This is a genomic window from Mycobacterium europaeum, assembly GCF_034555895.2.
Taxonomy (GTDB): domain Bacteria; phylum Actinomycetota; class Actinomycetes; order Mycobacteriales; family Mycobacteriaceae; genus Mycobacterium; species Mycobacterium europaeum.
Genome location: NZ_CP157315.1, coordinates 4,522,955 through 4,544,519, shown reverse-complemented (window position 1 = coordinate 4,544,519; position 21,565 = coordinate 4,522,955). Strand labels below are relative to the sequence as shown.

At 68.6% G+C, this 21,565-nt stretch carries 25 protein-coding genes; 13 read left to right on the top strand and 12 right to left on the bottom strand.

Annotated features, from left to right (window positions below):
- The first annotated feature begins 9 nt into the window (after positions 1-9).
- Positions 10-429 (top strand): DUF302 domain-containing protein, encoded by a 420-nt coding sequence (locus U8D42_RS20970; protein ID WP_322858362.1) that lies wholly within the window; start codon positions 10-12, stop codon positions 427-429.
- Positions 430-549: 120 nt separating this feature from the next.
- Entirely contained in the window at positions 550-1,218 is a 669-nt protein-coding gene (locus U8D42_RS20965; protein WP_158089949.1) for a GAP family protein, read from the top strand.
- Positions 1,219-1,244: 26 nt separating this feature from the next.
- Here the strand turns inward: U8D42_RS20965 and U8D42_RS20960 are convergent, their stop codons facing one another.
- On the bottom strand, positions 1,245-1,418 hold the full coding sequence (locus U8D42_RS20960; protein WP_322858363.1) for a hypothetical protein: 174 nt from the start codon (positions 1,416-1,418) through the stop codon (positions 1,245-1,247).
- Positions 1,419-1,697: 279 nt separating this feature from the next.
- Here U8D42_RS20960 and U8D42_RS20955 point away from each other — a divergent pair, with 279 nt between their 5' ends.
- Positions 1,698-2,153: a MaoC family dehydratase gene (locus U8D42_RS20955; protein ID WP_322858364.1), complete on the top strand. Its 456-nt coding sequence runs from the start codon at positions 1,698-1,700 to the stop codon at positions 2,151-2,153.
- A 93-nt stretch (positions 2,154-2,246) separates the two neighbouring features.
- Here U8D42_RS20955 and U8D42_RS20950 read toward each other — a convergent pair whose 3' ends face one another.
- Positions 2,247-3,542, bottom strand: a complete 1,296-nt coding sequence (locus tag U8D42_RS20950) for an acyl-CoA dehydrogenase family protein (RefSeq protein WP_085239532.1) — start codon at positions 3,540-3,542, stop codon at positions 2,247-2,249.
- Positions 3,543-3,624: 82 nt separating this feature from the next.
- Positions 3,625-4,323 (bottom strand): GAF and ANTAR domain-containing protein, encoded by a 699-nt coding sequence (locus U8D42_RS20945; RefSeq protein ID WP_322858365.1) that lies wholly within the window; start codon positions 4,321-4,323, stop codon positions 3,625-3,627.
- A 167-nt stretch (positions 4,324-4,490) separates the two neighbouring features.
- On the opposite strand from U8D42_RS20945, the gene U8D42_RS20940 reads away from it, so the two are divergent.
- On the top strand, positions 4,491-5,387 hold the full coding sequence (locus U8D42_RS20940; RefSeq protein ID WP_085239437.1) for a manganese catalase family protein: 897 nt from the start codon (positions 4,491-4,493) through the stop codon (positions 5,385-5,387).
- A gap of 51 nt (positions 5,388-5,438) precedes the next feature.
- Here the strand turns inward: U8D42_RS20940 and U8D42_RS20935 are convergent, their stop codons facing one another.
- Together U8D42_RS20935 and U8D42_RS20930 are read right to left on the bottom strand one after the other, a co-directional pair.
- Positions 5,439-5,966 carry a hemerythrin domain-containing protein gene (locus tag U8D42_RS20935; RefSeq protein WP_322858366.1) on the bottom strand — a complete coding sequence of 176 codons (528 nt, stop codon included), beginning with the start codon at positions 5,964-5,966 and terminating at the stop codon, positions 5,439-5,441.
- A gap of 63 nt (positions 5,967-6,029) precedes the next feature.
- Entirely contained in the window at positions 6,030-7,127 is a 1,098-nt protein-coding gene (locus U8D42_RS20930) for a F420-dependent hydroxymycolic acid dehydrogenase (protein ID WP_322858367.1), read from the bottom strand.
- Positions 7,128-7,200: 73 nt separating this feature from the next.
- On the opposite strand from U8D42_RS20930, the gene U8D42_RS20925 reads away from it, so the two are divergent.
- Positions 7,201-7,806: a GNAT family N-acetyltransferase gene (locus U8D42_RS20925; RefSeq protein ID WP_090419791.1), complete on the top strand. Its 606-nt coding sequence runs from the start codon at positions 7,201-7,203 to the stop codon at positions 7,804-7,806.
- 47 nt (positions 7,807-7,853) lie between these two features.
- Positions 7,854-8,249, top strand: a complete 396-nt coding sequence (locus U8D42_RS20920; protein ID WP_085239441.1) for a hypothetical protein — start codon at positions 7,854-7,856, stop codon at positions 8,247-8,249.
- Between the two features lie 49 nt (positions 8,250-8,298).
- On the opposite strand, the gene U8D42_RS20915 is transcribed toward U8D42_RS20920, so the two are convergent.
- On the bottom strand, positions 8,299-8,946 hold the full coding sequence (locus tag U8D42_RS20915) for a TetR family transcriptional regulator (protein ID WP_322858368.1): 648 nt from the start codon (positions 8,944-8,946) through the stop codon (positions 8,299-8,301).
- 97 nt (positions 8,947-9,043) lie between these two features.
- On the opposite strand from U8D42_RS20915, the gene U8D42_RS20910 reads away from it, so the two are divergent.
- From U8D42_RS20910 to U8D42_RS20895, 4 genes are read left to right on the top strand one after another with little or no spacing between them, the layout of a single operon-like run.
- Complete coding sequence (locus U8D42_RS20910) at positions 9,044-10,138, top strand: ferredoxin reductase (protein WP_322858369.1); 1,095 nt, start codon at positions 9,044-9,046, stop codon at positions 10,136-10,138.
- 24 nt (positions 10,139-10,162) lie between these two features.
- Entirely contained in the window at positions 10,163-11,269 is a 1,107-nt protein-coding gene (locus U8D42_RS20905) for a fatty acid desaturase family protein (protein WP_322858370.1), read from the top strand.
- A 45-nt stretch (positions 11,270-11,314) separates the two neighbouring features.
- Positions 11,315-11,839 (top strand): SRPBCC family protein, encoded by a 525-nt coding sequence (locus U8D42_RS20900; protein ID WP_208859325.1) that lies wholly within the window; start codon positions 11,315-11,317, stop codon positions 11,837-11,839.
- Positions 11,839-12,879: an LLM class flavin-dependent oxidoreductase gene (locus tag U8D42_RS20895; RefSeq protein ID WP_322858371.1), complete on the top strand. Its 1,041-nt coding sequence runs from the start codon at positions 11,839-11,841 to the stop codon at positions 12,877-12,879. The genes U8D42_RS20900 and U8D42_RS20895 overlap by 1 nt, the downstream gene beginning before the upstream one ends.
- Before the next feature lie 67 nt (positions 12,880-12,946).
- Here the strand turns inward: U8D42_RS20895 and U8D42_RS20890 are convergent, their stop codons facing one another.
- Together U8D42_RS20890 and U8D42_RS20885 are read right to left on the bottom strand one after the other, a co-directional pair.
- Positions 12,947-14,068 carry a DUF1214 domain-containing protein gene (locus U8D42_RS20890; RefSeq protein ID WP_322858372.1) on the bottom strand — a complete coding sequence of 374 codons (1,122 nt, stop codon included), beginning with the start codon at positions 14,066-14,068 and terminating at the stop codon, positions 12,947-12,949.
- Complete coding sequence (locus U8D42_RS20885) at positions 14,065-14,652, bottom strand: TetR/AcrR family transcriptional regulator (RefSeq protein WP_085239447.1); 588 nt, start codon at positions 14,650-14,652, stop codon at positions 14,065-14,067. Before U8D42_RS20885 ends, U8D42_RS20890 begins: the two co-directional genes overlap by 4 nt.
- Before the next feature lie 28 nt (positions 14,653-14,680).
- Between U8D42_RS20885 and U8D42_RS20880 the strand changes: the two genes are divergently transcribed.
- Together U8D42_RS20880 and U8D42_RS20875 are read left to right on the top strand one after the other, a co-directional pair.
- On the top strand, positions 14,681-15,916 hold the full coding sequence (locus U8D42_RS20880) for a sulfotransferase family protein (protein WP_322858373.1): 1,236 nt from the start codon (positions 14,681-14,683) through the stop codon (positions 15,914-15,916).
- 29 nt (positions 15,917-15,945) lie between these two features.
- Positions 15,946-16,836, top strand: a complete 891-nt coding sequence (locus tag U8D42_RS20875; RefSeq protein ID WP_322858374.1) for an alpha/beta fold hydrolase — start codon at positions 15,946-15,948, stop codon at positions 16,834-16,836.
- 63 nt (positions 16,837-16,899) lie between these two features.
- Here U8D42_RS20875 and U8D42_RS20870 read toward each other — a convergent pair whose 3' ends face one another.
- Genes U8D42_RS20870 through U8D42_RS20860 form a run of 3 tightly spaced genes read right to left on the bottom strand, consistent with a single transcriptional unit; the run spans position 16,900 to position 18,809 of the window.
- Entirely contained in the window at positions 16,900-17,943 is a 1,044-nt protein-coding gene (locus U8D42_RS20870; RefSeq protein WP_322858375.1) for a zinc-binding dehydrogenase, read from the bottom strand.
- Between the two features lie 3 nt (positions 17,944-17,946).
- Positions 17,947-18,159 carry a TOBE domain-containing protein gene (locus U8D42_RS20865; RefSeq protein WP_066949331.1) on the bottom strand — a complete coding sequence of 71 codons (213 nt, stop codon included), beginning with the start codon at positions 18,157-18,159 and terminating at the stop codon, positions 17,947-17,949.
- 38 nt (positions 18,160-18,197) lie between these two features.
- The gene (locus tag U8D42_RS20860) at positions 18,198-18,809 is read right to left on the bottom strand and encodes a TetR/AcrR family transcriptional regulator (protein ID WP_085239451.1); all 612 of its coding nucleotides are present in this window, start codon (positions 18,807-18,809) and stop codon (positions 18,198-18,200) included.
- A gap of 134 nt (positions 18,810-18,943) precedes the next feature.
- Here U8D42_RS20860 and U8D42_RS20855 point away from each other — a divergent pair, with 134 nt between their 5' ends.
- Positions 18,944-20,269 (top strand): cytochrome P450, encoded by a 1,326-nt coding sequence (locus tag U8D42_RS20855; protein WP_322858376.1) that lies wholly within the window; start codon positions 18,944-18,946, stop codon positions 20,267-20,269.
- A 13-nt stretch (positions 20,270-20,282) separates the two neighbouring features.
- Here U8D42_RS20855 and U8D42_RS20850 read toward each other — a convergent pair whose 3' ends face one another.
- Positions 20,283-21,479 carry a PucR family transcriptional regulator gene (locus tag U8D42_RS20850; RefSeq protein WP_322858377.1) on the bottom strand — a complete coding sequence of 399 codons (1,197 nt, stop codon included), beginning with the start codon at positions 21,477-21,479 and terminating at the stop codon, positions 20,283-20,285.
- Positions 21,480-21,565: the final 86 nt, after the last annotated feature.

Below are 21,565 nucleotides of genomic sequence, written 5' to 3'. Positions count from 1 at the left end.
GAGGAAGAAATGACATCAGGGTTGACCGCCACGCTGCACACCTCGTTCGAAGACGCGGTGAATCGGACGACGGAAGCTCTGGCCGAGCAGGGTTTCGGTGTGCTGACCACCATCGACGTGAAGGCCACGCTGAAGAAGAAGCTCGGTGAGGACATGGAGGACTACGTCATCCTGGGTGCCTGCAATCCGACGTTGGCGCATCGCGCCCTCGGGATTCACCGCCAGATCGGCCAGTTGCTGCCATGCAACGTCGTGGTGCGGACCGACCCCGACAGCTCGGGTGACGCGGTTCTCGTCGAGGCGATGGATCCCCAATTGATGGTCAAGGTGACCGGTGAGCAGGGCGCCCTGCAGGACGTTGCGGACCAGGCCACCGCCAAGCTGGAAGCCGCGATCGGCGCGCTGAAGCAACCATCTCCGACGCCCTGACGCCGGCCCATCGGGGGTTGAGCCGGGCCCGTGACTACCGCGGGCCCGGCAGCGTGTCGTGATCACCGAAGTCTGCCGGCGTTCTGACGTGACGCTGGTGGACGTCTGAAAGGTATTGGTGTGTCGGTAGTTTCGGGCCTGGTATTGGCGAAGCTGACCGCACCGGCCCTCGTGGTGGCACTTTCGCCCATACCCATCGTGGTGGCGTTGGTACTGCTCGTTCACAACGACCGGCCGTACTCGTCGAGTGTCGCGTACTTGACGGGCAGGCTGGTGTCGCTGACCGTCCTCGCGGCGGGGTTCATGCAGTTCCCGCGCGTGTTCGACGATCTGCTGGGGCCCGCACCGGCGTGGGCCGACTGGGTGGTCATGGGTGCCGGCGTGGTGCTGATGTCGTTCGGTGCCTGGCTGTGGTGGCGACGCGCCCACGGAGAGGCCGGGCCCGGGTGGGAAAACAGCGTGGGCACGATCACTCCGTCGGCCGCGGCCGCGATCGGGATGTTACCCATGCTGGCCAACCCGAAGGTGCTGGCCGCCAGCGCGGCCGTCGGGACGGAGATCGCCACCGTCCGCATGACCCCGGTCAGCTCGGTGCTGGCGGTGGCTTACTATGCGGCGCTGGCGAGTTCGACTGTCGCCGCCCCAGTCCTGGCCTACCTCGTCGTCGGTTCACGAATCGACCCTCAGCTGGAGCGGATCAGGCACTGGATGCAGCACCAGCGCCGCGCACTCGCGGCCGCGGCCGCCGTGCTGGTCGGCTTCGCCGTGCTGCTGTACGGGCTCTCCTGAGAGCCGTGCTGGAGCCGCGGCGTCAGTCAGCCGCGTTGACTGCGCGCTTCGGCGCCCGTTTCCCCGGCATCGAAGGAATCGTCCGCACTGGCCGCCCCGACGTACGAGCCGTCGGCCTCTCCGGCCGCGGCGCGTGAGCGAGACTCGTGAGCCTCCGGTTCGACGTCGGACTCTGTCTTGTGGCCGTTCGAATCTGCCATGTGTGCTTCCCTTCGGTGCGGCTCCTGACCCTGTGACGGGTTCCCCAGGCGTCCAACGCCAAACCCGCCCCCGGGGTGTCGGCGGCGCGCTGGATGCCGCGCCGGCCGGGCGCCATGCGACCGGTCGCTCTATCGATCGCCGGGCCCTTTCCCCGGAGGCGGCGCTGCTTTCCCGGTCGCGACTACCCGCGCGGTGCCCGGGCAAGCGGGGTGGGCCGGCTGGCGGGCCGGCATGGCTGCAGCGCTATGGTTACCACCCGGAGTCAAGGAGGAACGTCGATGCGCACCTTCGAATCTGTAGCCGACCTCGCGGCCGCCGCCGGCGAGACGATCGGGCACAGCGACTGGGTGACGATCGCCCAGCAAGACGTCAACCTGTTCGCCGACGCGACCGGCGATCACCAGTGGATCCACGTCGACCCCGACCGCGCGGCCGCCGGTCCGTTCGGTGGGACGATCGCCCACGGTTTCATGACCCTGGCGCTGCTGCCCCGCCTGCAGCACCAGATCTACACCGTCAACGGCATCAAGCTGGCAATAAACTACGGCCTCAACAAGGTTCGCTTTCCCGCGCCCGTGCCGGTCGGCTCCAGGGTGCGCGCGCAGACGTCCCTGGTCGGCGTCGACGATGTCGGGAACGGCGCCGTGCAGGCGACCATGTCGACCACCGTCGAAATCGAAGGCTCACCCAAGCCGGCCTGTGTGGCCGAGAGCATCGTCCGCTACATCACCTGACCTGGCCGCCCGTTCGGCCGGCGGCACCGCACCACCGGCGCCACCGCCAGACATAAACCGCGGTGACACTTTACGGCAGCCCAGGCTCCCGGGTCAGAACTCCGCGACGGAATGCTCGAGCCGCTCGGCGAGCCGGGCCTGCGCCTCCGCGCGCCGGGTGGGGATGTGTGCGGAGGGGAAAGGTGTTGTCACGGGCTGGTATTCGCGCAAGGTGCGGCGGGCCACCGTCATCTTGTGCAATTCGGTGGCGCCGTCGGCGATCCCCAGCGACTCGGCGGCCACCATCATCTTGACGAACGGCATCTCGTCGGAGACGCCGAGCGCGCCGTGCAGGTGCATGGCCCGCTGGACGACGTCGTGCAGCACCTGGGGCATGGCGACCTTGACCGCCGCGATGTCGCGGCGCACCTTCTGGTAGTCGTGGTGCTTGTCGATCAGCCACGCGGTGCGCAGCACCAGTAGCCGGAACTGTTCGATCTGGATCCAGCTGTCGGCGATCTTCTCCTGGGTCATCTGGAAGTCCGACAGCCGCCCGTGCCGCGTCTGACGTGACACGGCGCGCTCGCACATCATGTCGAACGCGCTGCGCGCCAAGGCGATTGTGCGCATCGCGTGGTGGATGCGGCCACCGCCGAGCCGGGTCTGCGCGATCATGAACGCCTGGCCCTCGCCGCCCAGCACGTGGTCGGCCGGGACGCGGACGTCGGTGTAGCGGACATAGCCGTGGCTGGCGCGTTTGCTGGACTCTGCGCCCACGCCGACGTTGCGGACGATCTCGATGCCGGGTGTCTCGGCCGGAACGATGAACAGGGACATCTTGTCGTAGGTGCGCGACTCGGGGTTGGTCACGGCCATCACGATGAAGAACGAGGCGTGCTTGGCGTTGGTGGAGAACCACTTCTCGCCGTTGATCACCCAGTCGTCGCCGTCGCGGGTGGCGGCGGTGACGAATTGCCCGGGGTCGGAACCGCCCTGCGGTTCGGTCATCGAATAGCACGAGGTGATCTCGCCGTCCAGCAGCGGTTGCAGGTAGCGGGCCTTCTGCTCGTCGGTGCCGAACATCGCCAGGATCTCGGCGTTGCCCGAATCCGGCGCCTGGCAGCCGAACACCGACGGCGCCCAGCGGGACCGGCCGAGGATCTCGTTCAGCAGCGCGAGCTTGACCTGACCGAAGCCCTGTCCGCCGAGCTCGGGGCGCAGGTGCGCCGCCCACAGCCCCTGGTCCTTCACCTGCTGCTGCAAGGGCCGCAGGATCGCCATCATCTCGGCGTTCTTCTTGTCATACGGGTCTAGCGCGACCAGATCGAGCGGCTCGAGTTCGTCGACCATGAACTTTTCCACCCAGTCGAGCTTCGCCTGATATTCCGGATCCGTTTCGAAATCCCACACGGTGGCCACCCGTTCCCCGGCACCGCGTCGCGCCGGCTTCGTCGATGAAGGCCATCCCATCGTAGATGGCGGCGGCGGCGGATCAGCCGTCGCCGCGGGTGTCGATGACGCGCTGGGCGATGTCGACGAGCTTGAGCTGGCTCTCCTGGGAGAGCCGGCGCAGCAGGTCGAACGCGCGCAGTTCGTCGACGCCGTAGCGCTCCATGATGATGCCCTTGGCCTGGCCGATGCGGTCCCGCGTCGACAGGGCGGACTGCATCTGCTGCCCGTGCCGTCCGGCCATGATTGCCGATGCGGCATGCGCGGCGAAGACCGCGCCGATGGTCTCGGCTTCGGTGTCCCACGGGTCGGCCCGGAAGCTGAACAGGTTCAGCGCGCCGGCGGTGCGTTCAGCGGTGTACAGCTTGAACGAAAGACTGCTCAGCACACCGTGTTCCACCGCCGCGGGGGCGTATTGCGGCCAGCGTGGCTCGTTGCGGAGGTCGTCGGTCCGCACGATCGTCTGTTTCAGCGCGGCGTCGTGGCAGGGGCCCTCGCTGAACTCGTGCTGCAACCTGTCGAGCTGCGCAGCCAGGCTGTCGGTGTCCGCGACCGATTCGAACTCTCCGCCGCCCTTGATCAACAGCACCCCGGCGATGTCCGCCGCCGGGATCAGCTCCACCGCGGCGGTGGTCACGTCGGCGAGCACCTGACCGAGGGAGCGCGGCGTGGCGATGTCCCGGGCCAGTTCGGCCATGCGCAGGGCCAGTTGGTGGGTCGAGGTCGGGTCTGCGGACTCCATAAGAGCGGATTCTCCATCACCGCCCGGCATGCGTGTCCGCCCGGTGCCGAGCATCGGTTGCTGGTGTTGCGAATGCCGGTGGCAGGTGGCCGCCGGCAACGTTTGTTCGCATCGACCACGGGTACCCGCCGTCGACCAGATCTATCTCAACCCCCCGGGGAGGCCCAGTGTTCATCCATAACAAAGATCTTCAATTCGAGGTCCGCGTCAGCGAGCCCGATCCACGGTTTGCGACGCTGCTACAAGAGCAGTTCGGTGGCGCCAACGGTGAACTCAAGGCCGCCATGCAGTACTTCACCCAGGCGTTCGTCCTACGCGACAAGAACCCGAAGATGTACGACCTGTTCATGGACATCGCCACCGAGGAACTCAGCCACCTCGAGATGGTCGGCTCGATGATCACGATGTTGCTGGACGGCCTCAACGACAACCTGAAGATGGCCAACGAGAAGTGCGACTGGATGCCCGCGGTGGCCAGCGCCGACGGTCGTGACCAGATCGTCCATCAAGTCGCGGTCAATCCGCTGTATATGGCGCTGAACGGCGGCAGCCCCGATGTGAGCAACTCGCAAGGGGTGCCATGGATGGGTTCCTACGTCAACGCCAACGGCGACCCCACGGTGGATCTGCGGAGCAACCTCGCCGCCGAGTCGCGGGCGAAGATCGTCTACGAATACCTCAAGCAGTTCACCGACGACCCGGGCGTGCAAGACACCCTGAACTTCTTGATGACCCGCGAGGTGGCGCACTACCAGCAGTTCACCGCGGCGCTCAACGAGCTTCCGGTGAACTTCCCTCCGGGGCAGCTGGCCGCCGACCCGCGCTTCCAGAACGTCGCGTTCAACATGTCCAACGGCGGCGGCGAATCGATCCGCGGCCCGTGGAACCAGGGCCAGGGCCCGTGGCCGGAGGGTATGGAGTGGGAGTACGTCGAGAAGCCGGAACAGCAGTGGCTGGGCGGTGACACTCGGCAGAACAAGGGCGCACAGGACAACCCGCAGGGCTCGCCGGCCATCAAGGCCGAGAAGCCGTTCACCCACGAACAGCGCGTTCCCACAAGCTGATTCACGACGAGGGCCGGGCGCTGTGGTCCCAGCGCCCGGCCCTCGCGGTTTTCACTTGGCCTGCGGATCCGGTGGGTTGTCCTTGTCGCGGCCGGTGAGTGCGTCGCGCACGTGGTCGACGATCGCCGCTCCCATCCCCATCGTCTTGAGCACCGCCGGGTTGGGCGGGGTGGCCGGGTGGGGCCGGGTCGGAGCGATTTTCTTTGCCTGTTCCAGCTTTTCGCCGATCTTCTCCAAGTCGTCCCGGCTGATCGCGAGCTCGACCTGCGGCCACACCACGTCCTGCTCGTAGGCGATGTGTTCGCGACCGGCCTTGACGAACTCCTGCAACGCTTCGTGGTAGTCCGGCTCGCCCGGCTTGCCGTCCTCGAGCCGTTGCAACAGTCGCTTACCGGCCTGCTCCTGTTCGAGCGCTTTGTCGACGATGCCGTCACCGACCGCGTCACGCACCGCCGGCCAAAAGAACTGCTCCTCAAGCTCCCCGTGCCGGCGGCGCGCATCGGGTTGTGGCAAAACATCAGTTGTTTCCGTCAGCCTCTTTGCGGGTAGTGTCATGACGCTTCGGGCGGTGATGTCCACCCATGCCCGCCAGATGCCTTGCCGCGGTGCGCGTATCGAGAAGGCGGCGATTTCCGCCGGCGATCAGTGCAACTTGGGCAGCACGTTGGTGCGGTAGAACTCGATGGCCGTGAGCGGGTTTGCCTGGGGGAAATGCATGAACGGCACCGCGCCGGCATCCAGGATCGCTTGCACCGCCTTGATGTGCGGCGCGGGGTCGGTGCCGACGGTCCAGTTGGCCAGCACCTTGTCGATGGGGTTGACCTGTGCGGCGCGCTGGATTTCGACCGGGTTGGGCTGGTCGACCGCGCCGGCGGTGAAGCGCCACAGGTCGGCGGCGGCGGTCGCCTCCGCGCTGTCGCCGACTACTGCGAACATCTCGGCGCGCTTGCCCATGCTGCCGGGATCGCGGCCGGCCGCGCGGGCGCCGGCGTCGAATGCGGCCAGCAGCGTGGAGTTCGTGACATCTCGGGCCTGACCGATCCATCCGTCGCCGTATTGGCCGGCCATTGTCGCGCTCTTCGGTCCGCTGGCCGCGACGAAGATGGGCGGCGGTGTCGGCGGCGTGTCGTAGAGCTTCAACGAGTTGGTCTGAAAGTAGCGCCCGGCGAACGAGGTTCGTGATCCGCTCCACAACTGGCGGATCAGGATGATCGCCTCGACCAGCCGGTCGTGGCGCTCGGTGTACTTGCCGAACGCGTTGGTGGCCGCCTGTTCGTTGAGCCGTTCCCCCGTCCCGACCCCGAGGAAGACGCGTCCGGGATACAGGACCGCCAGCGAGGCGAAGGCCTGTGCCACCACCGTCGGGTGGTACCGGTACGTGGGGCAGGTCACGCCCGTGCCGAAGGCGATGCGGCTGGTGGCGTTGCCCACCAGTGCCAGGGTCAGCCACGGGAACATCGAATGACCCTCGTTGTCCTGCCACGGCTGGATGTGGTCGCTGGCCCAGACATGCTGAAAGCCGGCCTGTTCGGCGGCCCGGGCTTGGGCCACCAGTTGGTCGGTGCGGAACTGCTCGTGGGAGAGCACCACACCCACCGCCTTGGCCGCGGGCGGCGGTGGGGCCGCGGGCGTGGCGTGGTCGGTGCCGGGGCGCCCGCAGCCGGCGGAAAGTCCGGCGGTGCCGAGCGCGCCCGCACCGGCGGCCATCCGCCCGAATGCGCGACGCGAGACGCCGGTCACGGGTCTAACGTACCCGTCGCCGCGGCGATCACACCCCTGATGCGACGGTGGGCCACCCGCTAGCCTGACTCGGGTGAGCCCCCAGACACGCTCGGCGCGCAAGGCCGATCTCCGCGAGTTGTCACGCACGCTGGGCCGGGCCTTCCACGACGACCCGGTGACCACCTGGCTGCTGCCCGACCCGAGGGCGCGGGCCGCGCACCTGCACCGGTTGTTCGCGACCATGACGCGCCACCACCACCTGGGGTGCGGCGGTGTCGAGGTGGCCTGTGACGGCGGCGGCATCGGCGCGGCGGCGCTGTGGGATCCACCCGATCAGTGGCGGGAGACGCGCCTGGGTGAACTCGCGATGATCCCCACTTTCCTGCGGGTGTTCGGCCTGCGTTCGGGCAGGGCGCGTGGGCTGCAGGAGTTGATGAAGCGCACGCATCCCGAAGAGCCGCACTGGTATCTCGCCGTGATCGGCAGCGACCCCTCGGTCCGCGGGCGGGGCTTCGGTCAGGCGCTGATGCGGTCGCGGCTGGACCGCTGCGACGCCGAGTACTGTCCCGCCTATCTCGAGTCGAGCAAGCCCGAAAACGTGCCGTACTACGAACGTTTCGGCTTCACGGTGACCCGCGAGATCGTCGTGCCCGACGGTGGCCCGACGATGTGGGCGATGTGGCGGACGCCGCGCTAGCGGTCACCGGCGTTTAGCCCCCCTACCCGGCGGGCAACCGTTCCCGCATGAGCGAAAACCCGCAAGCCGACGAGGTGGTGGACCCCGCTGACTTTCCCGAGGAAGGCGGACCCGGTGACACCCTGAACGCGAGTGAAGGCACCGACTCCGACGAGGTCCACAACGACGACGGTGACATCGTCGTCGACCCGCCCGAGGGCTGGAGCGAAGCGAACCGGTTCGGCATGACCGCACGGGAAGCGCGCGAGGGTGAATCCCTGGATGCCCGGCTGGCCGAAGAGGAGCCTGACGTCTCTGGCGACGACGCGGCGGGCGCGACCCCCGACGGCCCTCCCGGGCGCGCGCATCGCGGTCAGATCGACGGCGCGCCCGAAGACGGCCGGTCGCTCTACGAGGTCGTCGACGAGAACGGGGCGCCGGACTTCACGCAGACGACGGAGTGAGGCAACCAGTGTTCGACTGTTCACTGCCGGCCGGACACGCGAACGGGCGCTAGGGGCTGCTCTTCCAGCCGGCGATGCCGATCGCGATCATCCGCAGTTGCTTGACGGCGATCCGCCGGATGTCTTCCAGAGCCTCGGTGCTCTGCGCGTCCTCGATGGCCTCCGCGATGACGATCATCGCGTTGACGAACAGGGTCGCCAGCACGTTGAGGTCCTCGGTGCTCCATTCGTGTAGCCGCGGAAAGCGCGCCAGGTCGGTCGCCAACTCGGACGTGATCAGCCGGATCTCGGTGCGGATGGCATAGCGCAGCACGCTCAGCCCGCTGTTGCGTTCGCGTGCGATGAATCGCCAATGTTCCCGCCGCTGCGCGACACTGGCGACCAGGATCTCGACGGACGATTCGATCACCCGATTCGGGTCGAGCTTGTCGGCGCGGGCCTCGCGGAGGGTGTCGCGCAGGCTCCGGAACGACTCGTCGATCAGGACCAGCCCGAGGGCCTCCATCGACTCGAAGTGACGGTAGAACGCCGCCGGGACGATCCCGACCTCACGGGTCACCTCGCGCAGGCTCAGGCTGGAAAAGCTGCGGTCCTGCAGCAGCTTGAGCGCCGCGGCGATGATGGCGCGACGGGTCGCCTCTTTGCGCTCCTCGCGCGACCGGCTTTCGCGCACGCGCTCGCGACCAGAACCGCGCACCCGTGAGCTAGGAGTACGGCTGTTCACTATGTGAACCCTACCACAGAGCTGCAGTAAACCCTTGACTGACCGGGTGGTGCGGCCGCACGGTGTACATATGTTCACTCAAACCGCTCAGAGTTCTGGTCGGGCCCTCGCTCGCACGTTTCGGAAGCGCGTCTTGGGTTCAGACCTTCTCGACCTGCTCACCGGTCCACACGGCGTCGACCGGTACACCGAGCTGGTGGCGCCGACCTGGACGCTGGGCGAGGGCCGCGCCAAGGTGATCGACGTCCGCCGGACCACCGCCCGCAGCGTCACCCTCGTTCTCGCCCCGAACGAGCGCTTCACGTCCGCCTGGACCGTCAGGGCCGGCCGATACGTCAACCTCACCGTCGAGATCGACGGCCGCCGGCACACCCGCTGCTATTCGCCGGCCAACGCCGAGGGCGCGGCCCGGCTCGAGCTGACGATCGGCAGGCACGACGGCGGGCTGGTCTCGACCTACCTGTACGAGCACGCCCACCGCGGCATGGTGGTCGGCTTGGCCGGGGTCGGCGGCGACTTCACGCTGCCGCAGCACAGGCCGCGCCGAATCCTCTTCGTTTCCGGTGGAAGCGGCATCACGCCGGTGATGGCGATGCTGCGCACCCTGGTCGCCGAGGGCCACCCGGGCGAGATCGCGTTCGTCCATTACGCCCGCACGGCGGCCGAGGCGTGCTACCGCGACGAGCTCGCCGCGCTGCCCGGCGTCCGCGTGCTGCACGGCTACACCCGATCCGACGGCGGCGACCTCGCCGGTCGATTCGGCGCCGCACACCTGGCCGCCGCGATGCCATCCCCGGACGCGGTGTTCGTCTGCGGGCCAACGCCCTTGGTCGACGCCGTCCGAAATCACTGCGACAACGTCTGCACCGAGAGCTTCGTGCCGCCGTCGTTCGAGGCGCCGGCCAATCCCTCGGGCGGGCGGGTCACCTTCTCCGACAGCGGGGTCGATGTCGTCGACGACGGGCGCTCGCTGCTGGAACAGGCGGAGTCGGCGGGCCTGACACCGGAGAACGGCTGCCGGATGGGCATCTGCCACACCTGTACCCGGCGGAAAACCGCCGGGACGGTGCGCAACCTGATCACCGGGGCGGTCTCGACCGGTCCCGACGAGGACGTGCAGATCTGCGTCTCCGTGCCGGTCGGCGACGTCGAGTTATCCCTCTAGCGACAATTTTCTTGAAGGAAAGCCATGACACAGAACACGATTCACCTCACCCCCGAACAGGCCGACGCATTCGGCCGCGAGCTGGACGCCATCAGGGAACGCGTGATGGCCGACCTGGGCGCGGAGGATGCCGACTACATCCGCCGCGTCATCAAAACCCAGCGCGCGCTGGAGGTCGGCGGCCGGGCGCTGCTGTTCCTGCCGCCCGCCTGGCTGCTGGGAACCACGATGCTCGGGTTGTCGAAAATCCTTGACAACATGGAGATCGGCCACAACATCATGCACGGTCAGTACGACTGGATGCGCGACCCGAACATCTCCGGCCGCTCCTTCGAGTGGGACACCGCATGCCCGGCCGATCAGTGGCGCCACTCGCACAACTACATGCACCACACCCACACCAACATCGTGGGCATGGACCGCGACATCGGCTACGGCATCCTGCGGATGAGCGAGGACCAGCGCTGGACGCCCTACTTCCTCGGCAACCCGGTCTACGCCTTCCTGCTGATGGTGCTGTTCCAGTACGGCGTCGCGCTGCACGAGCTGGAAACCGAGCGCATCCGCTCGGGCGAGATCGAGCTCGCCGACAAACGCGAGGTGCTGCGCGAGATCTGGCGCAAGACGCGCCGGCAGACGCTCAAGGACTACGTCGCCTTCCCGCTGCTGGCCGGGCCGTTCGCGCCGTTCGTCTTCACCGGCAACCTCACCGCCAACCTGATGCGCAACGTGTGGTCGTACATGATCATCTTCTGCGGCCACTTCCCCGACGGCACCCAGGAATTCACTGTCGAGGAGACCAGGGACGAGTCGCGCGGCATGTGGTATTTCCGCCAGGTTCTCGGTTCGGCGAACCTCACCGGCGGCAAGCTCTTCCACCTGCTCTCCGGCAACCTGTCGCACCAGATCGAGCACCACCTGTTCCCGGACATGCCGGCCCGTCGCTACGCCGAGATCGCGCCGGAGGTCCAAGAGATCTGCCAGCGCTACGGCATCCCCTACAACCGCGGCCCCCTGCTGCGCCAGTTCGGCACCGTCGTCCGCAAGATCGTCCGGCTCACCTTCCCGGACTCGGTCCTGCGCAGGGTGACGAACGACCGGGCGCCCGGTCCGGTGCCCGCCGCCGCCTGACGGCGGCCCACGTCCCCCGCGCCCGGGTCTTGCGCGCGGGGGACAATGGGCGTCGTGGAATGGACCGGCGCGCGCTACGCGGACAAACCGACGGTGGAGGCATCGACGTGGATCGACGCGGAACCCGCCCGGGTGTGGAGCCTGGTTTCCGACATCAAACTGATGCCGACGCTGAGCAATGAGCTGCAAGCCGTGGAGTGGGCCGAGGGCGCCGACGCCCCGTGCGTGGGCGCCCGGTTCATCGGACACAACCGACACGACGCGTTCGGGCAATGGAGCGCCACCTCGCAGATCGTCGCGTGCGACGAGCCCCGCGAATTCGCCTGGGCCGTGGGCGATCCCGCCAATCCCGCGGCGATGTGGCGGTTCCGCCTGACACCCCGCGACGGCGGCACGGCGCTGAGCTACTGGATGCAGATGGGGCCGGGGCGCTCGGGGCTGTCGGTGGCCATCGAGTCGATGCCCGACAAGGAACAGAAGATCGTCTTCGTGCGGATGCGCGAGTTCGAGGGCGCGATGGGCAAGACCCTCGCGGCGATCAAGAGGCTGGCCGAGCACGGGGTGCGCTGATGCGCACCGCCACGACGGTCGAGTTGTCCAGCGCCGGTCGTGACACCGCGACGTTCGTCGTCGAGGCGGAGAAGCTGGGCCTCGACGTGTGCTGGGTCGCCGAGGCCTGGGGCTCCGACGCGCCGTCGGCGCTGGGCTACCTCGCGGCGCGCACCGAGCGGATCCTGCTCGGCTCGGGCGTGCTGCAGGTCGGCGTCCGCTCGCCCGTCATGGTCGCCCAGACGGCGATCACCCTGTCCAACCTGTCGGGCGGGCGGTTCCTGCTCGGCCTGGGCGCGTCCGGCCCCCAGGTGATCGAGGGGCTGCACGGCGTCTCGTTCGGCCGGCCCCTGGGCCGCATCGCCGAAACCGTCGACATCGTGCGGCAGGTGTGCACCGGGGGGAAAGTCTCTTACTCCGGCAAGCATTTTCACATCCCGCTGCCCGGGGGTGAGGGCGTGCCGATGCGATTGTCGACCCGGCCCGAGCATCCCATCCCCGTCTACCTGGCCGCGCTGTCCCCGGCGATGCTGCGGTTGACCGGGCGGGTCGCCGACGGCTGGCTGGGTACCAGCTTCGTCCCGGAGGGCGCGGGCAACGCCTACTTCTCGCACCTCGACGACGGCCTGGCCGCCGCCGGCCGCAGGCGCGCCGACATCGACGTCTGCCAGGGGGCCGAGGTCGCCTTCGCCGCCGACGAGGAGGAACTGCGTGGCATGGTCGCCGGCCGCAGGAAAGAGCTCGCCTTCAGCCTTGGCGGGATGGGGTCCGCGAGCACCAACTTCTACAACCGGGCCTACAGCCGGCAGGGCTGGGCCGACGTCGCCGCCGAGGTCCGCGAGCGCTGGCAGCGCGGTGACCGCGACGGCGCGGCCGCGTTGGCCACCGACGACATGGTGCTGGCCACCACGCTGATCGGCACCGAGGAGTTGGTGCGCGCCCGGCTTGCGGTGTGGCGGGACGCGGGCGTGAACACCGTGCGGATGTATCCGGCCGGCGACACGCTGGAGGCGAAGCTGCGCACGCTCGGCCGGGCCATCGAGTTGGTCCGCGAAACCTGACTCTCGAGCGTGGGGGCGATGGACGAATTCGGGGCGATTCGCGTACCCGGGGCCCACGCTCGCCGGGTCAGGTGGTGGCGGTCGGCGCCAGCGAAGCCTTCACCAGCTTCACCTCCGGCCGCGCCGGCACCCCATCGGCCAAAAACCACCGGAAGGCGAGGTTCCCGCGCGGATAGCCCAGCGTGGTCAGCGAATTCGGATGGCCGGTCATCGCGCGGGACAACACGATCGTCACCGAGCCGTCGGCGTTGAACGCGGCGCTGTGCCCGTTGATCGAGCAGCGGACGTCGGGGCCCTCGGCGGCGCCGAACGTGGCCATGAACTGGTTCCACACCACCAGGTTCCAGAACCGGCAGGTGGGCGGGCGGTGCGTGATCACCAGCGCTTCGTCGTCGTCGAGCACGAAGCTGCCGTACGCGTAGCAGGCGTCGCGCGCCGACCAGCCGAAGTTCGCGTCGGGGACCTGATAGGGGTCGGCGAATTCGTTTGCCGCGTGCGCCGTTTCGTGCCCGAGGGAGTGATCGTCGTCGACCCGGGTGCCGACCGCGAGCGGCACGATCGCGAACATGGTGCGCAACCAGGTCGCGACGGCGCGCAGGCGTGCCGCCGTCTCGGCGTCGCCGTGCCGGATGGGGTCCGGCGCGTCGAGCGCCTCGATCCGCCAGGTGACGGGGCGCCCGGTCAGCGGGTCGGCCTGGTAGTCGCGGGTCATCAGCACGGCGGCGTCGGGCGTGGGGCCGAGTTCGAAGGCGAAGTTGCCGTCGGCATCAATATCGAGGACGTCCAGATCGCTGTCCCGGACGATCGCGACCACCCGGTCGGACCACGCGCCCGGTGACGGCTCGTTGTAAGCGGTCACCGAGAAGTACACGCTGTCACCCTTGTTGCCGCTGATGCGGTAGCGGCGCTCCGGGTCGACCGGGCAGACGAAGTAGTAGGCGTCGGTGTTGTCACCGCCCCAGCGCCGGTCGCGGCGGAACGGCGTGTTCACCGCGACGAACTGGGGCCGGCCGGGTTCGGTGAACAGGTAGGCGTCGAAGGCCACGCCGAGCGTGCTGGCCAGCATGCGGTAGCCGTCGGCGACGTGCCGGTCGTCGGTGACCGCCCGGTCGCCCTCCGTGAAGGACCGGTCCAGGGCGCCGAGGGTGCCGAGCAGGTCCTGCCACGCGGCGGTCGTTTCGTGCGTCATGCGCGGATTCCCTTCAGGAGCAACGTGGTGGTGCGGTCGATCCAGGCCTGCCCGGTCTCGGAGTCGAGCTCGGTGACGCGGGTGAGCAAGCCCATCAGCGTGATGCCGGCGATGGCCTCGGTCAGTTCGGTGGCGGTCACGTCGGGCCTTACCTCGCCGCGGTCCGCGGCCCGCGCCAGCAACTCGGCGAGGCCGCCGCCGATGACGCCGGCGAACCGCTCCAGCAGCGCCGCATGCAGGGACGGGTCGGCGGCCATCTCGGCCACCAGGCCCGGCAAGGCCGCCCGGGCGGCCGGTGTGGTCAGGAAAACCATTGAGCGACGGACCATCTCGCGCAGATCCTCGGGCAGGGACCCGGTGTCGGGCAGCTCGGTCGCGGCGCCGATGGGAAACACCGCCTCGTGCACGAGGTGTGCCTTGCTCGGCCAGCGCCGGTAGATCGCGGGCTTGCTGGTGCCGGCGCGGTCGGCGATCGCGGAGACCAACAGCCCGGCATAGCCGGTCTCGGCGAGCAGTTCGACGGTGGCGCTCAGCACCGCTCCGTCGATGCGCGGGTCACGGGGTCGGCCAAAATCCACTACCATTACGAAACCGAGAGTAACATAAGTCGCCGTGACCGACGCCGTTCTCCTCGACGACCTCGCCCGGCCCCGATTCGGCGCCGAGGCCCAGCAGATCCTCGACATGATGGCCTCGCTGGCGCCCGACTGCCCGCTCGACGCCGACGCGCTGCACGCCCGGGCCACCGCCGACACCGGCCTCGACGACTTCGGCCCGTCGGACTACCGCGAGCGGCTCGACGTCTACCTCGCCGCGCTGCGCGACATCGACGGCCTGCACGGGGCCGGGGTGGTGAACTTCTACGGCCAGCTGCTGCAGTTGCTCAAGAACCGGCTCCTGCTGACCGACCTGTTGCGGCGGCACCCCGAGATCGACGACATCGAGCTGCAACCGCCGGTGGTGATCGCCGGCTTGCCCCGCACCGGCACCACCCACCTGCACAACCTGCTGGCGGCGCCGCCCACCTTCCGCACCATGCCGTATTGGGAGAGCGCCGAACCGTTCCCCGTGCCGGCCGAGGCCGGTGTCGAGCCCGACCCGCGGCGGGCGCGCATGGACGTCGCGGTCGGGGTGATCAACACGGTGATGCCCCACTTCCCGCTGATGCACGAGATGACCACCGACCACGTGCACGAAGAGATCCAGCTGCTCGCCAACGACTTCTCGACCATGCTGTTCGAGACGCTGGCCGAGGTACCGGGCTGGCGTGAGTACTACCGGGCGCACGACCAGACGCCGCACTATCAGTACCTCGCCCGGCAACTCAAGGCCATGCAGTTCCTGCGGGGCGGGCGGCGCTGGCTGCTCAAGTCGCCCCAACACCTCGAGCAGGTGCCGGTGCTGGATCGCGTCTTCCCCGGCAGCATCGTCGTGTTCACCCACCGCGACCCGGTGCCGGTGGCGCTGTCGATGATCGCGATGATCACCTACTCCGCCCGCATGCACCGGACGCCCGTGCCGGTGGAGGACATTGCGGCCTCGTGGATCGAACGCCTGGACGACATGCTGTCCGCCCTCGTCCGCGACCGCGACACCATCGGGCCGGAACGCGCGATCGACATCCGCTTCGACGACTTCATGGCCGACGAGCTCGGGGTGGCCCAGCGGGTGTACGCCCTGGCCGACGAGCCGTTCACCGACGAGGCGCGAACGGCGATCGACGACTACCTGACCGGCCACCGCCGCGGCCGGCTGGGCAACGTCGTGACGTCCTGCGAGATGTTCGGGTTGGACGAGGCCGATCTGCGCCGCCGCTTCGCGCCCTACGTCGAACGGTTTCTGGCTTAACCCACGCCGGGCCGCTACCTTCTCAAAGCATGGTGACCATGCCCGAGCTGGACGGCGTCGAACACAGGTACGTGGATGTGGGAAGCGGTGTGACGATCCACGTCGCGGACGCGGGTCCAGCCGACGGGCCGGCGGTGATGCTGGTGCACGGCTTCCCCCAGAACTGGTGGGAATGGCACAACCTGATCGGCCCGCTGGCCGCCGACGGCTACCGCGTGCTGTGCCCCGACCTGCGCGGCGCGGGCTGGAGCTCGGCGCCACGCTCGAGCTACACCAAGGCCGAGATGGCCGACGATCTGGCGGCCGTCCTGGATCGGTTGAACGTGCAGACGGTCAAGCTCGTCGCCCACGACTGGGGCGGGCCGGTCGCGTTCATCATGATGCTGCGCCACCCGGAAAAGGTGAGCGGGTTTTTCGGGGTGAACACCGTGGCGCCGTGGGTGAAGCGGGGCCTGTCGACGGTCCGCAACGTCTGGCGGTTCTGGTACCAGATCCCGATCTCCCTGCCGGTCATCGGCCCCCGGGTGATCAGCGCTCCCAACTCGCGGTTCGTCCGCCTGTTGGGGTCATGGGTGGGCGGCGGCTTCACGCTGCCCGACGACGACGTCGCCATGTACCTCGAGTGCATGCGTCAGCCCGGCCATGCCGAAGCCGGTTCCCGGTGGTATCGCAGCTTCCAGACCGGGGAGATGCTGCGCTGGATGCGCGGCGAGTACGACGACGCCCGCGTCGAGGTACCCGTCCGCTGGCTGACCGGCACCGAAGACCCGGTCATCACGCCCGACCTGACCGACGGCTATGCCGACCACATCAGCGATTTCAAGGTGGAGCTGGTCGACGGCGTCGGCCACTGGATCGTCGACCAGCGCCCCGAGCTGGTGCTGGACCGCGTCCGGGCCTTCCTGCGCGACGAAACATAAACCGCTGCGCGCCTTTTCGGCGCGTCGTCGCAACTGGTCATATGTCGTGGAGCGCGGGCGACCTCAGGGCCGCACCAGGATGCGAATCGGGTCGCCCTCCTGCCGCTCGAGCATCTCGATGCCGTGGGCCACGTCTTCCAGGGCGACGATCCGGCTGATCGACCGTGAAAGGTCAAGGCGCCCGGCCGAAACCAGCTTCGCCAGGGTTTCGATGTCGACGTTCTGATAGCCCAGGTGGCCCAGCACCTGCTTGCGGGTCAGGCCGAACAGCGAGGTGGGCCCCACGGTCGGCGCCTCGGCACTCATCCCGACGCCCACCAGCCGGCCGCCCGGGGTGAGGCAATCGAGCCCCTGCTCGAACGTCGCCTTGAGGCCGACGGCGTCGAAGGCCACATCCAGCAGGCGCCCGCCGGTGATCTCCGCGATCTTGTCCCGCAGCCCGTCGTCGCGGGAGTCGAACGCGTAGTCCGCCCCGACGGCCAGCGCCCGCTCCAAGACGGCGGGGTTGATGTCGACGGCGACGATCGGGACGGCGCCCACCAACCGCGCGAGCTGGACGATGTGCGTGCCGAGGCCGCCGACGCCCCAGACGCCGACCGACTCGCCGACCGCCACCTTCCCCGTGCGGACGACGGCGCCGAACGGCGTGGACACCGCGTCGGCGAGGATCGCGGCCTGCTCGAGCGGCACGTTGTCGGGCACCCGGGTCAGGCCCGCGGCCTGCGCCACGGTGAACTCGGCCCAGGCACCGTCGTAGGCGAACGCCATCAGCTGGATCCGCAGGCAGTTCACGACGTCACCGCGCCGGCAGTTCGGGCAGGTCTGGCACGGCCGGCCGGCGGCGACCACGACGCGGTCGCCCTCGGCCCAGCCGGTCACCTCCGGGCCCAGTTTGGCGATGGTGCCCGACGCTTCGTGGCCCTGGGTCACCACCGGACGCTGCGCCGGGAAGGTGCCGTTGATCAGGCTCAGGTCGGAGTGGCAGATGCCGCAGAAGGCGACCTTGACCAGGACCTCACCCGGGCCGGGCTCCGGTATTGGAACATCTTCGAGCGCAACCCGTTTGGAGTCGGCGTAGAAGCGCTCGGCGCGCATGGTCGTCGCCATGGGCTAGTCGACGCCGATGGTGACTTCCGTGGACTTGATGAACACGGTCGCCGGTTGGCCGACCTTGAGTCCGAGATCGGTTGCGGCGTCCTTGGTCACCGACGACGTGACGACCTGATCGCCGCCGTCGAGCTTGACCTTCACGATCGCCATCACGGTACCGAGGTCGACCTCGGTGATGGTCCCTTTGAGCTGGTTTCGGGTCGACAGCCGCATCGTGAGTCCTCCGTTTGGTTGAGGGGTCTGCAATGAGACTAGTGTCGCGGGCCGAGCAGGGCTATGGAGGCGTCGACGGCCGGCTCGACGATTCCCCGCACCGGTTTTCCATCTTCGACGGCGAGGGCGGTGAGTTCGCGCAAACCGCCGAGCAGGATGACCGACAAGGGGGCGGTCAGCGGCGGCAGCGCGGCCCGCTGGAAGCCCGGGCTGGCGCTGAGGTCGATCAGCAGGCTGGACAGCAACTGCAGCCCGCGCCGCTGCACCGGGCGGGCGGCGGCGCCGAGCGACGGGAGTTCCCGGATCCAGCTCAGCGTGATGGCGGGGCGGGACTCGATGTAACCGACGTAGGCCTCGACCGCCTGACGAATCTGCTGATGCCAGTCGGCCTCGGGGTCGACCGCCGCCACGATGCACTCGCCCAGCCTTTCGATGTCGGAGCCCAGCAGCTCCAGGAAGCACTCCTCCTTGCTCGCGAACTGGTCGTAGAAGGTGCGCTTGGAGGTGCGGGCGTTACGGACGACATCGGCGACGGTGCTGGCCCGGTACCCGCGCTCGGCGATCGAGGTGGCCAGGCCGTCGAGCAGCCGGACCCGGAACGGGTCGCCGACAACCGCGTCGTCGACCGCTGCCGTCGTCGGTGATGTCACGGCCGGCGCCCCTTTCTATCGGTACGGCACCCTTGTCAGGCTGTGGTACCACAGAGTACCGTATGTCCGAACGGTTCTGGTACACCGCGGTACCACCCCCGGTGTCCCGGGGTGAAGATGGGGAGCAGCCCACCATGAGCGAAGTCGTCACCGCCCCGCCGGCCACTGCCGCAGTCAGGTTGCCCCCGGCGACCCGGCTGCCGAAGTTCTTGCAGGGCCTGGGTTTTGCGGTGTCGCGGCGGGTGATGATTCAGTGGCTGGCGCGCAGGCACGGCGACGTATTCACGCTGAACCTGCCGATCTACGGCCCGGTCGTGGTGGTCGGAGATCCGCAATTGGCCAAGCAGATCTTCACCACCAGCCCGGACGAGCTCGGCAACATCCAGCCCAATCTGAGCCGGCTGTTCGGCTCCGGCTCCGTGTTCGCGCTCGACGGGGAGGATCATCGCCGCCGCCGGCGGCTGCTGGCGCCCCCATTCCACGGCAAGAGCATGAAGAAGTACGAGGCGATCATCGAGGAAGAGACCCTGCGCGAGACGGCAGGGTGGCCCGAGGGCGAGGCCTTCCCGACGCTGCCGTCGATGATGCGCATCACGCTCAACGCGATCCTGCGCGCCGTGTTCGGTGCCGAGGGCGCCGAACTCGACGAGCTGCGCCGCCTCATCCCGCCGTGGGTCACGCTGGGCTCGCGGATGGCGACCATGCCCAAGCCGAAACGCAGTTACGGCCGCTACACCCCGTGGGGGCGGTTGGACGAGTGGCGCCGCCAGTACGACATCGTCATCGACAGGCTGATCGAAGCCGAGCGGGCCGATCCGAATTTCGAGGAACGCACCGACGTGCTCGCACTGATGCTGCGCAGCACCTACGACGACGGTTCGGTCATGTCGCGCAAGGACATCGGCGACGAACTGCTCACGCTGCTGGCCGCCGGGCACGAAACCACGGCCTCCACGCTGGCGTGGGCGTTCGAGCGGCTGACGCGACACCCGGATGTGCTGGCGGCACTGGTCGAGGAGGCCGACGAGGACGGTCAGGAGCTGCGCCTGGCGACCATCCTGGAAGTGCAGCGGGCCCGGACGGTCATCGACTTCGCCGCCCGGCGCGTCTACCCGGCGCGCTATCAGCTCGGGGAGTGGGTCATTCCACGCGGCGATTCCCTGCTGGTGAGCATCGCGCAAATCCACGAAAACCCCGACGTGTTCCCGGATCCGGAGCGCTTCGATCCGCAGCGGTACGTCGGGAGCAAGCCGTCCGCGTTCGCGTGGATTCCGTTCGGCGGTGGCACCCGCCGCTGCGTGGGGGCCGCGTTCGCCAACATGGAGATGGATGTCGTGTTGCGAACGGTGTTGCGCCACTTCACTATCGAGACCACCACCGCTCCGGGGGAGCGGTGGCACGGCCGGGGCGTCGCCTACACGCCGAAGGACGGCGGCCGGGTGGTGGTGCACCGGCGCTGACGGGCCGGATGGTTCAGTCGCCGGCGTTGCGGCGGGTGGTTTCCAGGGCGATGCACAGCTCGGCCGCGGAGCGGGGTTCGGTGACCAGGCGTCCCGTTCTGTCTTCGAGCTTGCGGAGCCGTTGTCGCACCGTGTTGGGATGCACATACAGTGCCTGGGCCGCGCGCTCCGCCGAACCGCCGTGGTCGAACCAAGCCTCCAGGGTGTCCAATAGCGCGTCGCGCTCATGGGCGGGCAGATCATCAAGGGCGCCAAGCACGTTCGCGGCGATGTGGTTCATCACTTCGGGCGCCGCCGCTGCGGTCACCGCCGTCACCTTCTGATCGAAGATGGTGATCGGGTCGCGGTCGGGCCGCGAGGCCGTCATCGCGATCCGCGCATAGCGCAACGCGCCGGCGGTGTCCGCGAGGTCGCCCATCGGTGGGCTTATTCCGATCCGCACCGGCGGATAGTCGCTCAACACGCCCACGATGAGGTCGAGCTGCCCGGACGGGCCAAGGTGCACGATCCCGACCTCGATGTCGGGCTGCAACCGCCAGGCGGAAAACACCCCGTGCCCGGCCAACCGGTCTTCGACGCCCGGCAGCACCGACCGCCCGATGCTGGCCAATTCGGCGCACACCACGACGTACGGACCCTGGAGCGAAATGCGCAGCGCGTCGGCGGTATTCCAGAGATCGACGGTGTCGGTGAGCCGGCCGTCAATCAGCGCCTGCACCATCGCCGAACGCTCCTGCTGGCGTCCGACGAGCTGGCGGGCCATCTCCTGCTGGTACCCGCTCACCATCGCGGTGGTGAAATCCTCGAGCGCCATCCACATCGCCGACGATGCGCGCACCAGCCCGGCATCGCTGACCGATTCCGACCGCAGCGCCTCGGCGCGCAGCTCGTCCCACAAGAACCGTGCGCAGATCCGGTAGGAGTCCATGACGGCAGGCAAGGGCACGCCCGCGGTAGCGCGGCTGCGGCCGGTCGCGGCGGCCGCGCTGGTGTCGTAATCCCGGTCGGGGTGCCCGAATACGCCCAGAATGAAATCGAGATGGGTCCGCACCGCGTGGCGCAGTTGTTCGTCGGTGACAAGGGCGACGGTCCGATGGAAGCTGACGTCGCGGCGCATCAGCGTCACCATGGTGTCGGCGAGCTCGTCGGCGCGCGACAGCAGTGCCCCGCCGAGTGCTGCGAGCTGCGCTTCGACGGGGTCGGCCGGCATAGCGGCAGCCTAGCCGGTGCCGGTGCCGTCGGCCGCCTCAGGGAATCAGCACCGTCGAGCCATGGGTTTTGCGGCTCTCCAGGTCG

Bases quoted from the DNA above. Each gene is read 5' to 3' on its own strand.
- U8D42_RS20970 (WP_322858362.1), top strand. From the start codon at position 10: ATGACATCAGGGTTGACCGCCACGCTGCACACCTCGTTCGAAGACGCG.
- U8D42_RS20960 (WP_322858363.1), bottom strand. From the start codon at position 1,418: ATGGCAGATTCGAACGGCCACAAGACAGAGTCCGACGTCGAACCGGAG.
- U8D42_RS20955 (WP_322858364.1), top strand. From the start codon at position 1,698: ATGCGCACCTTCGAATCTGTAGCCGACCTCGCGGCCGCCGCCGGCGAG.
- U8D42_RS20945 (WP_322858365.1), bottom strand. From the start codon at position 4,323: ATGGAGTCCGCAGACCCGACCTCGACCCACCAACTGGCCCTGCGCATG.
- U8D42_RS20920 (WP_085239441.1), top strand. From the start codon at position 7,854: ATGAGCGAAAACCCGCAAGCCGACGAGGTGGTGGACCCCGCTGACTTT.
- U8D42_RS20910 (WP_322858369.1), top strand. From the start codon at position 9,044: ATGTTCACTCAAACCGCTCAGAGTTCTGGTCGGGCCCTCGCTCGCACG.
- U8D42_RS20905 (WP_322858370.1), top strand. From the start codon at position 10,163: ATGACACAGAACACGATTCACCTCACCCCCGAACAGGCCGACGCATTC.
- U8D42_RS20900 (WP_208859325.1), top strand. From the start codon at position 11,315: ATGGGCGTCGTGGAATGGACCGGCGCGCGCTACGCGGACAAACCGACG.
- U8D42_RS20895 (WP_322858371.1), top strand. From the start codon at position 11,839: ATGCGCACCGCCACGACGGTCGAGTTGTCCAGCGCCGGTCGTGACACC.
- U8D42_RS20890 (WP_322858372.1), bottom strand. From the start codon at position 14,068: ATGACGCACGAAACGACCGCCGCGTGGCAGGACCTGCTCGGCACCCTC.
- U8D42_RS20885 (WP_085239447.1), bottom strand. From the start codon at position 14,652: ATGGTAGTGGATTTTGGCCGACCCCGTGACCCGCGCATCGACGGAGCG.
- U8D42_RS20875 (WP_322858374.1), top strand. From the start codon at position 15,946: ATGGTGACCATGCCCGAGCTGGACGGCGTCGAACACAGGTACGTGGAT.
- U8D42_RS20870 (WP_322858375.1), bottom strand. From the start codon at position 17,943: ATGGCGACGACCATGCGCGCCGAGCGCTTCTACGCCGACTCCAAACGG.
- U8D42_RS20865 (WP_066949331.1), bottom strand. From the start codon at position 18,159: ATGCGGCTGTCGACCCGAAACCAGCTCAAAGGGACCATCACCGAGGTC.
- U8D42_RS20855 (WP_322858376.1), top strand. From the start codon at position 18,944: ATGAGCGAAGTCGTCACCGCCCCGCCGGCCACTGCCGCAGTCAGGTTG.
- U8D42_RS20850 (WP_322858377.1), bottom strand. From the start codon at position 21,479: ATGCCGGCCGACCCCGTCGAAGCGCAGCTCGCAGCACTCGGCGGGGCA.